Below are 12,927 nucleotides of genomic sequence, written 5' to 3'. Positions count from 1 at the left end.
GGGCCCCTACCGCGAATCAGATTGGAATGAGTCTGTTCCGTTATCTTTCTGTTACAAACTGGGATCGAGATCCGCGTGATTCCGCGATTTTTGCTCCGCCGAAAGGATGCCGGAGCGCGGTCCGGAGCCGAGCGAGTGCTCCCGGCCCCGCCCGGTGGATGGTCATAGCGACGATCAGGATGATCGCCAGAGTGACCGTGAGCCGTGCCAGCTCGACCGAGGGGATGAGCAGCCGCTCCGTCAGGGCGAGGGGAACGGCGAGCCATTCCCAGCGTCCGGTCATGGCGATCATGGGCACGAGCAGCAGCGCGTACCAGGGGTAGCGCGGGGTCACGATGAGCAGGGTCACACCGATCATGACGAGCTGGGCGAGCCACGGGTCATCCGGATTCGACTTCCACCAGGTCAGTGCGGCAGTGATCAGGATGAGCACTGCGGCCACGACGAGGGCGGCGGAGCCCGGCGCCACGAGCGAGATCATAATGAAGCGGGTGCCCGTGGTGTAGCCCTCCTCGCTGAGATAACCCGGAAGGTAGCCCAGCACGTCGATGCCGCTCGCCAGTACGTACGGCACATAGAGGAGTGCGAAAGTGCCGACGGCAGCGAGGGTGACCGTGACCGGGTTGCGCTTCAGCAGAGCGAACGACCCGATCGCCGGGATGAGTTTGACGGAGATGGCGATTCCGAGGGCGATTCCGCCGAGCAGCGGTCGACGCACAGAGACGAGGAGTGTTGCCACCAGAAGGAAGAGCGCTCCGACGATGTCGATGTGGGAGTTGGTGACTCCCTCGGTGGCGACGAGCGGGCACCACCCCCACAGGGCGGCCCACCGCGGATCACGACCCCGGGCAATGAGCTCCCGCAACAGGATGACCGTGGTGCCGAGGCTCACGAGCAGCCCGAGCAGCTGCATCGGCCAGTACTGGGGCCCCAGCCCGGTGAGTGCTCTCACGCCCGCAAACACCAGCTCGCTCGCCGGCGGGTAGATGGTGGTCACTTTCGCGCGGTTGATCGCCGTGCAGATCACGTCACCTGACCCGGGCTCTTCGACCTTCATGATGCGCGGCCCCGTGCAGCCCTGCTCACCGTCGCTTCTGACGACCGACTCCGGGAACAGCCACTCGGTCCGCAGGCTCGAGAGGGCGGGATCCGCCGGCACATAGTCGTACGGCGAGATCCCGGCGTTCTGCACTATGCCGTCCCATGCGTATCGCGCGGAGTCCGTGCTCGTGTTGGGTGGCCCTGCCATTGCCGCGCCCCCGATCGCGACGGAGCCGACGAGCACGAGCACGATCGCCGCGCGGGTGCGCACGGCACGCAGGGACAGGAGGGAGACGGCGAACACGATCCAGAGCCCTGCCGTCACCCATACCAGGGCTTGGAGGTCACCGGTCTTATCGTCGTAGTAGGGGAGAACGGTGATCGACAGAGCGGTTCCCGCCGCGGCGACGGCCAGGAGCAGGCAGGTCAGCAGAATTCGCACCACTTCATCCTGTCTGATCTGATGGCCGCTACGAACCATACTGAGACAGAGGGTTTTCACGTCCAAAGGGGGTCGCACGTGCTGCTGAAATGGCAAGTCCAACGCTTACTGCACCACACGCGACACTCGCTCGCGGCACCATCCCGCAATCCGCGGGCCGCCGTCGTGCTCGGTCGTCTGCTCGGCATCGCGTTCCTCATCTGCTTCGCGACGGGGCTCTACAGCCACTTCATCCAGGAGCCGCAGCCGTGGATGGTGTTCCTCACGAGGCCGATCTGGATCTACCAGGTCTCGCAGGGCATCCACATCACGGCGGGCATCATCTGCTTCCCGCTGCTGTTCGCGAAGCTCTACACGATCTTCCCCGAGCTCTTCAAGACACCGCCGGTGCGATCGTTTCCCCACTTCCTGGAGCGGGCATCCATCGCCCTGTTCGTCGCATCGTCGCTCGTGCAGATCACCATCGGCCTGCTGAACACCTACCAGTGGTACGCGCTGTTCCCCTTCGCGTTCCGCCAGACCCACTACGCCCTGTCGTTCGTGATCATCGGATCGCTCGCCATCCACATTGCGATCAAGCTGCCTATCATCTCGCAGTACTGGCGCAAGCGGGACGCCGTCACGGCCGATGGCGAGATCGTCGAGCACGCGCCTGCTGACGACGTGACTGCTCCGGATGAACTGGAGCGCCTCACCGGAAAGGGAGAGTACGCCGGGGTCACCGGTCGCATTTTCCAGTGGATCGACTCCAGCCCCGCGCCGCGACCGCAGACCAGCCGCCGGGGATTCTTCGCGACCGTCGCCGTGGCATCCGCTGCCCTGGTCACCCTCACCGCCGGGCAGTCGTTCCGCGTGTTCGATGCCACGAACCTGTTCGGGCCCCGCAAGAACGATGTCGGGCCGCAGGGCCTGCCCGTGAACCGCACCGCGAAGCGCGCGAAAGTGCTCGAGACCGCGACCTCGGCCGACTGGCGGCTGACGGTCAGCAATGGTGACTCCACGAAGTCGTTCAGCCTCGCCGACCTGCGGGCAATGACCCAGTACGAGGTCGTGCTGCCGATCGCCTGTGTCGAGGGCTGGAGCCAATACGCCACCTGGCAGGGCCCGAGGCTCAAAGACCTCATCGCCTCCGTCGGAGCCGATCCGTCGTCGACCGTGCGACTCACCAGCCTCGAAGAGGGCAGTTCGTACGCCCAGACCACCATGGGGCCCGAATTCGTTCGGGACGACCTGACCCTCATCGCGCTCGGCCTCGAGGGTGAGCCCCTCGACATCGACCACGGGTATCCCGCCCGGGCGATAGCGCCGGCCCGCCCCGGCGTGCTGCAAACTAAATGGCTCAGCACCCTGGAGGTCATGTCATGAGCAACACCACTGCACCAGAGCCTGTTCTGGCCGGCCGGATGACCGTGACGAGGCGCTGGCAGACGGGGCTCATCCTCCTGGGCATCGCTCTGCTCGTGGTCGGGGCGATCACCCTGCTGAACGACGTCTCGCCGAACGACTACATCGGCATCGCCATCTGGTTCCTCGGCGCACTCGTGATCCACGACGGCATCGCGTCCTTCGCGATCTTCGGCGTCAGTGTCGTCATGCGCAGGGCATCGCGGAAGATTCCGCTCGCCGTCATCGCGATCATCCAGGGAGCACTCGTGATCGGCGCGATCTTCTTCGTGATCGTGGTTCCCGCGATCCTCAAGAAGGACATCGGATCGGCCAACCCGTCGATCCTGCCGCTCGACTACGGCCTCAACCTCGTGTTGTTTTACGCGGGCCTGGCGGTCGTGACCGCCGCGGCGATTGCGGTCTACCTGGTCTTGGCGAGGCGGCAGAACGCACGCCCGTCGAGCTCCCAGGACTGAACGAGCTGCAGGCCGAGGCGGTCGAGCATCAGGCTCAACCGGTCGAGGCCGATTTCGGCCCAGGGGAATGAGTCGCTGCGGTTGCCGTGGGAGTCGGCGACCTCGGCGAAGTAGTGTTCCTCGTGAGCCGGGTCGGCGTTGAGCTCGATGACGATCTCGCCGGAGGCAGACAACAGGTCGCGACAGCGGGCCAGCAGGCTCGGGATGTCACCACCGATGCCCACGTTCCCATCGACCAGCAGCGTGGTCTGCCACCTGCCCTCACCGGGCACCCTGTCGAACACCGAGCCCCGGTAGAACGAGCCACCGAGGCTGTTCGCCATCTCTAGGGCGGCTGCGGACACGTCGATGCCGACGGCGTGCATGCCGAGATCCATCGCGGCACGCACCATACGGCCGGGGCCGCATCCGATGTCGAGCACGGGGCCCGTCACTCGTGACAGCAGGCTGAGGTCTGCGGCATCGGCGTCGGCGTTCCAGCGCGACACATCCATCGTCACGCGCGTGGTCGAGCGTGTGCGGGTGTCGCTCAGGTAGAGCAGTTCGCCGGCCCGAAGTGCGTTGGCGTAGGGCTCGGCGCCGCCGGCGCCGAAGGTCGTGGCTGCGATGCTCACGAGGTCACCTGCTCGAACTGCTGCAGGGTGCGGGCGAAGAGAGTATGGGGGGCGATGGCGGCGACCTCGCGAGCCGAATCGATGGTGTCGACGTCGGTGAGGGTGGGGAGCGTGCCTACCGTCAGTCCGGCTTCGTGCAGTCGGGCGAGCTGGGCTGCGCCCGTGTCATCCTTCGACATCTCGACGCCCCGGATCAGGTCGCCGCGCGGTTCGCGCATGCCGAGAGCCCAGAATCCGCCGTCGCCGGCCGGGCCGAACCACGCATCGACGCCGGAGTGCTCGTCGATCGGCCAGCCGCCGAAAGCCGGGGCGAGGTCGTCGGAGGTCAGCTGTGGAGTGTCCATGCCGATCAGCAGCATCGGTTCATCGCACTCGTCGAAGATCGCGCCGAGGCGGAGGTCGAGAGTGCCGGTTGTTTGCCCAGTCACGTCATAGGATTCGGAGCGCTCGGGCAGGCGGTTGCCGTCGAAGAGCAGGATTCTGCGGGTCGCTGGCAGCGACTCCATCGCGCGCAGGGTGTCGTCGATCGCGGCTGCGGCCAGGGTCGCGGCCTGCTCGAGAGTGAGGGGCGGGTGGAGTCGGGTCTTCGCCTTGCCGGGAAGCGGCTCTTTGGCGATCAGGACGAGAGTGGTCACAATCGGTTGTTCGGAGCCCTCCGCTGAGCCGCTAGGAGTCTGGACATATCTTTTACCGCGACGATAGTGCCCCTCACGGTTCCCGTTACTTTGGAGCGCCCGACCCTGGGCGCGTAGGGGGTGTCCACTTCCGTAATGCGCCATCCCGCATCGTTCGCCTTCAACACCATCTCGAGCGGATAGCCGCTGCGACGATCCTGCAGTCCCAGCGCGACGACAGCTTCGCGATTCGCCGCCCTCATCGGGCCGAGGTCGTGGAAAGCGATGCCCGTCGCCCGTCGCATCAGGAAGGCGAGAGCCCGGTTGGCGATACGGGCATGGATGGGCCACGCGCCGCGCGTGGTCGGCCGTCTGCGCCCCAGCACGAGGTCGCTCGAACCGGCCACCACGGGGTCGACGACGAGCGGAAGGTCGGCCGGGTCCATCGAGGCATCCGCATCGCAGATCGCGACGATGGGGGCTGTCGCCGCCGTGAGCCCGGCGTGCGCAGCCGATCCGAATCCGCGGACGGACTCCGTCACGACGAGCGCGCCATGTTCTCGAGCCACGGCCGCGGAGTTATCGGTCGAGCCGTTGTCGACGACAATCGCGCGGTAACCCTCGGGCAACCTCGACAGCACCCAGGGCAGGGCTCCCTCCTCGTTGAGGCAGGGGAAGACGACGTCGACGAGGGGAGTGGGGGTGGTCACTGTGCGATGGTAGCGGTGTCTGCGGGTGCCGCCTCATCGCGATGGGAGCGGTCGATGATGAGCGCCCTGATGCCGGCGATGATCGAGGCGAGGATGACGACACCCGCGACGATGTAGGCGATCGGACGCAACTCTGGTTGCGATCCCGCCGCGTAGCCGACGACCGTGATCAGCACGCCCCACGAGACGGCGCCCACGAGGTTCGCGGTGAGGAAGCGCCAGTACGCCATTCCCGCGATGCCCGCGACGGGTGGAACGAACACCCGCCCCCATGGGATGTAGCGCCCCACGACCACGGACCACCAGCCGAACAGCTCGTAGAAGCGCTCGGTGCGCGCGATCCCGGCCTGCACCCAGCGGCCGCGACGACGGCTCAGGTAGGGCCGCCCGAAGTGCCGGCCCAGCACGAATCCGACCTGGTCCCCGGCAAACGCGGCGACGCCCACCCCGATGGCGAGCACCCAGATCGACAGGTCATCATTGGTGGCTGTCGCGATTCCCGCCGCGAAGAGCAGGGAATCGCCGGTGATGAACGGGATGAATACACCCACGAACAGCGCCGTGCCGGCGAAGACGAGCCCCCACACGACGAGGTAGAACGCGATCGGCCCGACCTGCGTCAGGAGGTCGGCAAGCTGGTCCCCGATCGTGGACGTTGCGCTCGAAGCGGCGGGCATGGCGTCCTCCCCGGGGCGTCCTCAGGATGCCAAGACTACTCCGGGCGCGGGAGCGGCGCTCCGGTCATCCATTTCCCCGCCCCTTTTCCGAAATGACGGAGATTTCGGCGATGTGGGCTCACCACGGCCCCGTGGCGAGGATATCCGACGCGAACTCCGTCATTTCGGAAGAGAGAGGGCGGGGAAAGGGGGGGAAGAGGGACGGAGGGAAGCGGGACGGAGGGAGGGAGGACCGGACCCGAGGTCAGGCGACGGGGGGCCGCAGCGGGGCTGTGGCGAATTCACGCATGCCGTCCTCGAAGCTGACGGCGGGCATCCAGTCCAGTTCACTGCGAAGGCGGGCGGATGACGCGGTGATGTGTCGCACGTCGCCGAGCCGGTATTCGCCCGTCGTCACCGGCGGCAGCCCCCCTGAGTGCAGGCTGACCTGCTCAGCGAGTTCGCCGATGGTGTGAACGGTGCCGCTGCCGACGTTGAACGCGCGGAAGCTGCCTGCGCTCGCTGTGGACGCCCACTCGAGGGCGGCGAGGTTGGCTGTCGCAACGTCCCTGACGTGCACGAAATCGCGACGCTGGGCGCCATCCTCGAACACTCTCGGCGCTTCGCCGCGCTCGACGGCGCTGCGGAACAGCGACGCGACCCCGGCGTACGGGGTGTTTTGCGGCATACCGGGGCCGTAGACGTTGTGGTACCTCAGGGCGACGGCCGTGCCGCCGGTGGCACGGGTCCAGGAGCTCGCGAGGTGCTCCTGCGACAGCTTCGACGCGGCATAGACGTTGCGCGGGTCGAGTGGGGCATCCTCGTCGATGAGTTCTGGCGTGAGTCTGTTGCCGTCGGCGTCGAGCGGGTCGAATCGACCGGCATCGAGGTCGGCGACGGCGCGGGGCGCGGGGCGAGTGAGGCCGTCCGGTCCCGAATACGAGCCCTCGCCGTAGACGACCATCGAGCTCGCGACGACGAGTCGGCTGGTTCCCGCGGCCGTCATGGCGGCGAGCAGCACGGCCGTTCCGAGGTCGTTGGATCCGATGTAATCCGGAGCATCGGAGAAGTCGACCCCGAGCCCGACCTTCGCGGCCTGGTGGCAGACGACGGTGACGCCATCGAGGGCGGATGCCACGGCAGCGGCATCGCGCACGTCGGCGTGCACGAACTCGACTCCTTGCGGCACCACGGGGGAACCGCCGTGCACGTCGGCCCGCAGCGAGTCGAGCACCCGCACGGTCTCGCCGCGCTGGAGCGCTTCGGCCACGATCGCGCCGCCGATGAAGCCCGCGCCGCCGGTGATGAGCAGGGTCATGATGCGGTCCGTGCGAGCACCGCCGCGACCTCGGCTGGCGCGATCAGCTCCCGGGGCGCATAGTCCTCGGGGATGGAAGCGACGACCGATTCGAGCGCGGCGATGATGCGCGGCTGCGCCTCGGCGAACCTCGCGAAGACGAGCTCTGCGCTCAGTTCCTCGTCGGCGGGGGCGGCATCAGCATCCGTGACGTAGGCGATGTTGACGGTGCCGATGTTCAGCTCGGAGGCGAGCGGCACCTCGGGGTAGAGGGTCATGTTCACGATGTGGGCTCCGGCGGCACGGAACCACTGCGACTCGGCGCGCGTCGAGAATCGCGGGCCCTGGATCACGACGACGGTGCCGGTTGGCACGGCGATACCCGCGAGCGCATCCTCGGCGGCCTCGTGCAGGGCCGGGCAGAACGGGTCGGCCGACGAGAGGTGCTGCACCGAACCCTGGTCGTAGAAGGTGTCTGCCCGACCGGTGGTGCGGTCGATGTACTGGTCGGCGAGCACGAGGCTTCCCGGCGGATAGTCGGGGCTGACCCCTCCGACCGCTGCCGTGGAGACGATGGCCTTGACTCCGATCGACGCGAGCGCCCAGATGTTGGCGCGGTAGTTGATGAGGTGCGGTGCGGCGGTGTGGCCTACCCCGTGGCGGGGGAGGAACGCGACTCTGCGGCCGGCGAGCACACCGGTCGTGACATCCACTGCTCCATAGGGCGTCTGGATCCCCAGGATCTCGGACTCGGCCGGGTCGAAGAGGGAGTAGAGGCCAGACCCGCCGATGACGGCGATGGATGTGCTGGTGTTGGTCATGGCTCAAGTCTGCCATCACCGTTCCTTGGTAGATTCGAGCCCTATGCCTATTCCCTTCTCCCTTCCCCTCATCGACGACGATGTCGTCGCCGAGGTGAACGACGCGCTCACGGGCACCGGCTGGCTCACCACCGGCCCCAAGGTGCGCCAGCTCGAAGCCGAGATCAGCGGCATCACGGGCACCCCCGTGCTGTGCGTCAATTCGTGGACCTCCGGTGCGATGCTGATGCTGCACTGGTTCGGGGTCGGCCCCGGCGATGAGGTGATCATCCCCGCGTATACCTACAGCGCGACGGCGCTCTGCGCCATGAACCTCGGCGCGACGGTCGTGATGGTGGATGTGGACGACGACTTCACCGTCTCTGCCGACAACATCCGCGCGGCGATCACGCCCCGCACGAAAGCTGTCATCCCCGTGGACATGGCCGGCTGGCCCGCCGACTACGACGCGATCAAGGCCGTGCTCGCAGAACCGGCGGTCGTTGCGCAGTTCTCCGCGTCGACCGAGCGCCAGGCAAAGCTCGGGCGCATCCTGCTCATCTCGGATGCCGCCCACTCGATCGGCTCCACCTATAAGGGCGAGCCCAACGGCCAGCAGGCGGATGCCGCGATCTTCTCGCTGCACTCCGTGAAGAACATCACCACCGGTGAGGGTGGCGCGATCTGCGTCAACCTGCCGGCGCCCTTCGACAACGATGCCGAATACCTCTTCCTGCGCGCTTTCGCGCTCAACGGGCAGACCAAGAGCGCGTTCGAGAAGAACCAGCCAGGCGCGTGGCGCTACGACATCATCGACCAGGGCATGAAGGTCAACATGCCCGACATCGGGGCGGCGATCGGACTCGCGCAGATCCGCAAATACGAGTCGACCCTGCTGCCCGACCGCAAGCGCATTTTTGCGCGATACCAGGACGGATTCGCGGGCCGCGAGTGGGCCGCGCTGCCCGTGTCGAAGAACGCCGAGCGCGAGAGCTCGTGCCACCTCTACATGCTGCGCATTGCCGGAGCCGACGAGACCGCCCGCGATGCGATCATTCAGGCGATCGCCGACCGCGGCGTCGGCGTGAACGTGCACTACATCCCGATGGCGATGCTCACGCTCTTCAGGAACCGCGGATTCGACATCGCCGACTACCCGAAGACATACGAGCTCTACTCGAACGAGATCACCCTGCCGCTGTACAACGGGCTCACCGACGAGCAGGTGGATGAGGTCATCCGTGTGGTGATCGAGTCCGTCGAACAGGTGCTGTGATGTTCGATCTCGAGACCTTCATCGCGACACACGTGACGGGCCGCGACGAGTCACTGTTCGCTGCCGACCTGGCCGCACACGAACCCGAGCTGCGCGCCGCGATCGCCGGTCGCTCCGTGCTCGTGATCGGTGGCGCCGGCACCATCGGGTCGTCGTTCATCCGCGCGCTGCTGCCGTTCGAGCCGGCGCGACTCTACGTCGTCGACCTCAATGAGAACGGGCTGACCGAGCTCACGCGCGACCTGCGCAGCACTTCGGGCCAATTCGTCCCCGACGACTTCAAGACCTATCCGATCAGTTTCGGCGACCCGGTCTTCGCGCGGATGATGCGTCGCGAGGGCCCCTTCGACGTCGTCGCGCACTTCGCCGCCCACAAGCACGTGCGCAGCGAGAAAGACCGCTACTCGATCGAGGCGATGGTCGAGAACAACGTGATGAACACCGTCGCGCTGCTCGACCTGCTGCTCGAACAGCCGCCAGAGCACTTCTTCTGCGTGTCGACCGACAAGGCTGCCAACCCCGCCAACGTGATGGGCGCCTCCAAGAAACTCATGGAGGAGGCGGTGCTCGCCTACTCCGCGAGGCTGCCTGCCGTCACGGCCCGCTTCGCCAATGTCGCGTTCTCCAACGGCAGCCTGCCCGCCGGATTCCTCGAACGCGTCGCCAAAGCGCAGCCCCTGTCTGCCCCGCACGACGTGCGCCGCTACTTCGTCTCGCCCGCCGAGAGCGGCGAACTGTGCCTTCTCGCCTGTGTGCTCGGCGCGCCGGGAGACATCTTCTTCCCCGAGCTCGACGAGCCCAGGATGCTCACCTTCTCCACCATCGCCGACGCCCTGTTGCGCGACATGGGGTACACGCCAGTGCCGTGCTCGAGTGAAGACGAGGCCAGGGATGCGGCGGCGCGGCGTTCGCCCGAGGATCCTGCGTGGCCGGTGTACTACTTCGCCTCCGAGACCTCGGGGGAGAAGCCATTCGAGGAGTTCTTCACCGCAGACGAGAACGTCGACCACGAGCGCTTTGTGGCGCTGGGAGTGATCGCCGGCACGACGCGCAACGATGTGGCGAGCATCCGGTCGACCGTCGCAGACCTCCACACGCTCTTCTCCAGCCCCGAGCTCACCAAGGGCGCCATCGTCGAAACCCTCACCAGGCTCGTTCCGAGTTTCCAGCACGTGGAGACCGGCAAGAGCCTGGATGCGAAGATGTGACAGTGAGCCGATTCTTCAAGAGGTTCTTCGACGTGCTGGTGGCGGCCGTCGCGCTGCTGATCCTGACCCCGCTGCTGCTGCCCGTCATGATCGCGCTCAGGCTCACGGGCGAAGGCGAGGTGTTCTACCGTCAGCGGCGCATCGGTCTGCACAACGACGACTTCAACATCCTCAAGTTCGCGACGATGCTCAAGAACAGCCCGAACATGGGCACGGGAAGCCTGACCGTGCGCGGCGACCCTCGCGTCACCCCGCTCGGGCACGGGCTGCGCGCGACGAAGATCAACGAATTGCCGCAGTTGATCAACGTACTCGTCGGCGACATGAGTTTCGTGGGACCGCGCCCGCAGATGCAGGTCGACTTCGACGTGTATCCGGGCCCGGTGCGTGAACGCATCTACGAGGTGCGACCGGGAGTGACCGGCATCGGGTCGATCGTGTTCCGTGACGAGGAGCGGTTGCTCTCGCGCGACGGCATCGACCCCCGGGAGTTCTACAGCGACAAGATCGCGCCATACAAGGGCGCGCTCGAGATGTGGTACCTCGACCACCATTCCCTCTGGCTGGATGCCCAGCTCATGCTGCTCACCGTCCGCGCCGTGCTCCGACCGGAGTCAGACCTCGTCTACCGCCGCTTCCCCGACCTGCCGGCACGCCCGCACTGGATGGACTGAGCAGTCCTTACAAAACGCTGACTTCTGCCGGGATCCCGGCACTTCGCGCAGTGTCACGGGCTAGCATCGCGACTATGGATAGCAGGCGCATCACCCTCTGGGCCGCGGTCACCGGCGTTCTCGCCGCCGTCGTGACGCTCGCGATCGCGGAGGCTTTCGCCGCATTCATGGCTACCCCCGGCAGCAGCCCGCTCTTCGCCGTCGGCTCGGCCGTCATCGACCTCGCGCCCAGCTGGGTCAAAGAGCTCGTCATCTCGCTGTTCGGCACCGCCGACAAGATCGCACTGTTCGTGGTTCTCGGCATCCTGGTGATGATCCTGGCCATGGTCGTGGGCGTGCTGCAGTTCCGCCGGCCGCCGTGGGGCTCCGTGCTGCTCGCCGTGGTCGGTGTGGTCTCGGTGGTCGCCGTCGCCACTCGCGCAGGATCCTCAGCCCTGTGGGCGTTGCCGTCCCTCGCCGGGGTTCTCGGCGGCATCCTCGTGCTCCGCGCCACCTCGAACAAACTCCACGACTGGGTGGATGCCTCGGCGCAGGCTCCCGCGCCCATCACTCCCGGGCTCTCCTCCTCGAGGACGGCAGCGCGATCGGCCCTCACCCGTCGACGGTTCTTCATCCTGCTCGGGGGCACCGCCGCCGGAGCCGTCGTGATCGGACTCGGAGCGCGCGCCCTCAACGCCGGGACGGCGGCCGTCAATACTGTGCGCCAGGCACTCGTGCTGCCGGCGCCCGCCACAGCGGCTCCTCCCATTCCTGCCGGGGCCTCGCTCGATATCCCGGGGATCACAGCGCTTATCTCGAGCAATGACGGCTTCTACCGCATCGACACCGCGCTCCAGGTGCCGGTCATCGATGCGTCCACCTGGAAGCTCAAGATCACCGGCATGGTCGATAACGAGATCGAGATTGGCTTCGACGAACTGCTCGCCCTGCCCATGACCGAGCACGTGGTGACCCTGATGTGCGTGTCGAACGAGGTCGGCGGTGATCTCGTCGGTAACGCGACCTGGCTGGGGTATCCGATCAGAGAACTGTTGAACAGGGCGGGACCCCAGCCCGGCGCAGACATGGTGCTGTCGACGAGCATCGACGGATTCACCGCTGGAACTCCACTCGATGTGCTGCTCGAGAAAGACCGCGAATCGCTCCTCGCGGTCGGCATGAACGGCGAGCCGCTGCCCATCCAGCACGGATTCCCCGTCCGGATGGTCGTGCCGGGGCTGTACGGATACGTCTCAGCCACCAAGTGGGTGGTCGAGTTGCGCGTCACGACCTTTGCCGCGGACATGGGTTACTGGACCCCGCGCGGCTGGGACGCGCTCGGGCCCGTGAAGACGGCATCCAGAATCGATGTGCCAGCGAGCGGATCATCGGCTCCCGCCGGAACGGTCGCGATCGCGGGCGTCGCCTGGGCCCAGCACCGCGGCGTCGAGGGCGTCGAAGTGCGCATCGATGACGGCGACTGGCAGCCCGCGACGATGGCCGAGGCGATCTCGATCGACACCTGGCGCCAGTGGTATCTGGAATGGGATGCGCCCGCCGGCAACCACACCGTCGCCGTGCGCGCGACGGGTGCGCCGGGCGACACGCAGCGCGAAAACAGAATTCCTGTCGCGCCAAACGGTTCCGAGGGCTTTCACACCATTACAGTGAACATCACATAACCTGTCCCCTTTACTGGGGTGCACGAATTGCATCCCAGTCGCCGTACAGTGGAGTCTGGCGCGGGGGCGCCC

At 66.7% G+C, this 12,927-nt stretch carries 13 protein-coding genes; 6 read left to right on the top strand and 7 right to left on the bottom strand.

The features are described from left to right. Positions 1–40: 40 nt before the first annotated feature. The gene (locus IWX81_RS11240) at positions 41–1,483 is read right to left on the bottom strand and encodes a glycosyltransferase family 87 protein (RefSeq protein ID WP_199281410.1); all 1,443 of its coding nucleotides are present in this window, start codon (positions 1,481–1,483) and stop codon (positions 41–43) included. Between the two features lie 78 nt (positions 1,484–1,561). Here IWX81_RS11240 and IWX81_RS11235 point away from each other — a divergent pair, with 78 nt between their 5' ends. Together IWX81_RS11235 and IWX81_RS11230 are read left to right on the top strand one after the other, a co-directional pair. Next, positions 1,562–2,848 (top strand): molybdopterin-dependent oxidoreductase, encoded by a 1,287-nt coding sequence (locus tag IWX81_RS11235; protein ID WP_334593952.1) that lies wholly within the window; start codon positions 1,562–1,564, stop codon positions 2,846–2,848. Beyond that, on the top strand, positions 2,845–3,345 hold the full coding sequence (locus IWX81_RS11230) for a hypothetical protein (protein ID WP_199281408.1): 501 nt from the start codon (positions 2,845–2,847) through the stop codon (positions 3,343–3,345). The genes IWX81_RS11235 and IWX81_RS11230 overlap by 4 nt, the downstream gene beginning before the upstream one ends. Here IWX81_RS11230 and IWX81_RS11225 read toward each other — a convergent pair. From IWX81_RS11225 to IWX81_RS11200, 6 genes are all read right to left on the bottom strand, one after another. Beyond that, positions 3,291–3,959, bottom strand: a complete 669-nt coding sequence (locus IWX81_RS11225) for a methyltransferase domain-containing protein (protein ID WP_199281407.1) — start codon at positions 3,957–3,959, stop codon at positions 3,291–3,293. The two genes, IWX81_RS11230 and IWX81_RS11225, sit on opposite strands and share 55 nt — an antisense overlap. Continuing rightward, complete coding sequence (locus IWX81_RS11220) at positions 3,956–4,594, bottom strand: TIGR04282 family arsenosugar biosynthesis glycosyltransferase (protein WP_199281406.1); 639 nt, start codon at positions 4,592–4,594, stop codon at positions 3,956–3,958. Before IWX81_RS11220 ends, IWX81_RS11225 begins: the two co-directional genes overlap by 4 nt. Further along, a complete protein-coding gene (locus IWX81_RS11215; RefSeq protein ID WP_199281405.1) occupies positions 4,591–5,283 on the bottom strand; it encodes a glycosyltransferase family 2 protein in 693 nt (230 codons plus the stop codon). Before IWX81_RS11215 ends, IWX81_RS11220 begins: the two co-directional genes overlap by 4 nt. After that, positions 5,280–5,960, bottom strand: coding sequence for a DedA family protein (locus IWX81_RS11210; RefSeq protein WP_334593948.1), 681 nt, complete (start codon positions 5,958–5,960; stop codon positions 5,280–5,282). Before IWX81_RS11210 ends, IWX81_RS11215 begins: the two co-directional genes overlap by 4 nt. A gap of 244 nt (positions 5,961–6,204) precedes the next feature. Further along, the gene (locus IWX81_RS11205; RefSeq protein WP_199281404.1) at positions 6,205–7,257 is read right to left on the bottom strand and encodes an NAD-dependent epimerase/dehydratase family protein; all 1,053 of its coding nucleotides are present in this window, start codon (positions 7,255–7,257) and stop codon (positions 6,205–6,207) included. Then, positions 7,254–8,057 (bottom strand): MTAP family purine nucleoside phosphorylase, encoded by an 804-nt coding sequence (locus tag IWX81_RS11200; protein ID WP_199281403.1) that lies wholly within the window; start codon positions 8,055–8,057, stop codon positions 7,254–7,256. The genes IWX81_RS11205 and IWX81_RS11200 overlap by 4 nt, the downstream gene beginning before the upstream one ends. Before the next feature lie 43 nt (positions 8,058–8,100). On the opposite strand from IWX81_RS11200, the gene IWX81_RS11195 reads away from it, so the two are divergent. The 4 genes from IWX81_RS11195 (at position 8,101) to IWX81_RS11180 (ending at position 12,855) form a co-directional block, all read left to right on the top strand. After that, entirely contained in the window at positions 8,101–9,312 is a 1,212-nt protein-coding gene (locus tag IWX81_RS11195; RefSeq protein WP_199281402.1) for a DegT/DnrJ/EryC1/StrS family aminotransferase, read from the top strand. Then, entirely contained in the window at positions 9,312–10,520 is a 1,209-nt protein-coding gene (locus IWX81_RS11190) for a UDP-N-acetylglucosamine 4,6-dehydratase (RefSeq protein WP_199281401.1), read from the top strand. Before IWX81_RS11195 ends, IWX81_RS11190 begins: the two co-directional genes overlap by 1 nt. Before the next feature lie 2 nt (positions 10,521–10,522). Beyond that, a complete protein-coding gene (locus tag IWX81_RS11185) occupies positions 10,523–11,194 on the top strand; it encodes a sugar transferase (RefSeq protein ID WP_199281400.1) in 672 nt (223 codons plus the stop codon). 74 nt (positions 11,195–11,268) lie between these two features. Next, entirely contained in the window at positions 11,269–12,855 is a 1,587-nt protein-coding gene (locus IWX81_RS11180; RefSeq protein ID WP_199281399.1) for a molybdopterin-dependent oxidoreductase, read from the top strand. The last annotated feature ends 72 nt before the right edge of the window (positions 12,856–12,927 follow it).

Origin of the sequence: Salinibacterium sp. CAN_S4, from assembly GCF_015752305.1 — a bacterium.
Taxonomy (GTDB): Bacteria; Actinomycetota; Actinomycetes; order Actinomycetales; family Microbacteriaceae; genus Rhodoglobus.
The sequence above is the reverse complement of the archived record's forward strand: the minus strand, read 5'-3'. Positions and strand labels throughout refer to the sequence as shown.

Excerpts from the sequence above, each read along its gene's own strand:
- IWX81_RS11230 (WP_199281408.1), top strand. The coding sequence starts at position 2,845 with ATGAGCAACACCACTGCACCAGAGCCTGTTCTGGCCGGCCGGATGACC.
- IWX81_RS11210 (WP_334593948.1), bottom strand. The coding sequence starts at position 5,960 with ATGCCCGCCGCTTCGAGCGCAACGTCCACGATCGGGGACCAGCTTGCC.
- IWX81_RS11205 (WP_199281404.1), bottom strand. The coding sequence starts at position 7,257 with ATGACCCTGCTCATCACCGGCGGCGCGGGCTTCATCGGCGGCGCGATC.
- IWX81_RS11200 (WP_199281403.1), bottom strand. The coding sequence starts at position 8,057 with ATGACCAACACCAGCACATCCATCGCCGTCATCGGCGGGTCTGGCCTC.
- IWX81_RS11195 (WP_199281402.1), top strand. The coding sequence starts at position 8,101 with ATGCCTATTCCCTTCTCCCTTCCCCTCATCGACGACGATGTCGTCGCC.
- IWX81_RS11190 (WP_199281401.1), top strand. The coding sequence starts at position 9,312 with ATGTTCGATCTCGAGACCTTCATCGCGACACACGTGACGGGCCGCGAC.
- IWX81_RS11180 (WP_199281399.1), top strand. The coding sequence starts at position 11,269 with ATGGATAGCAGGCGCATCACCCTCTGGGCCGCGGTCACCGGCGTTCTC.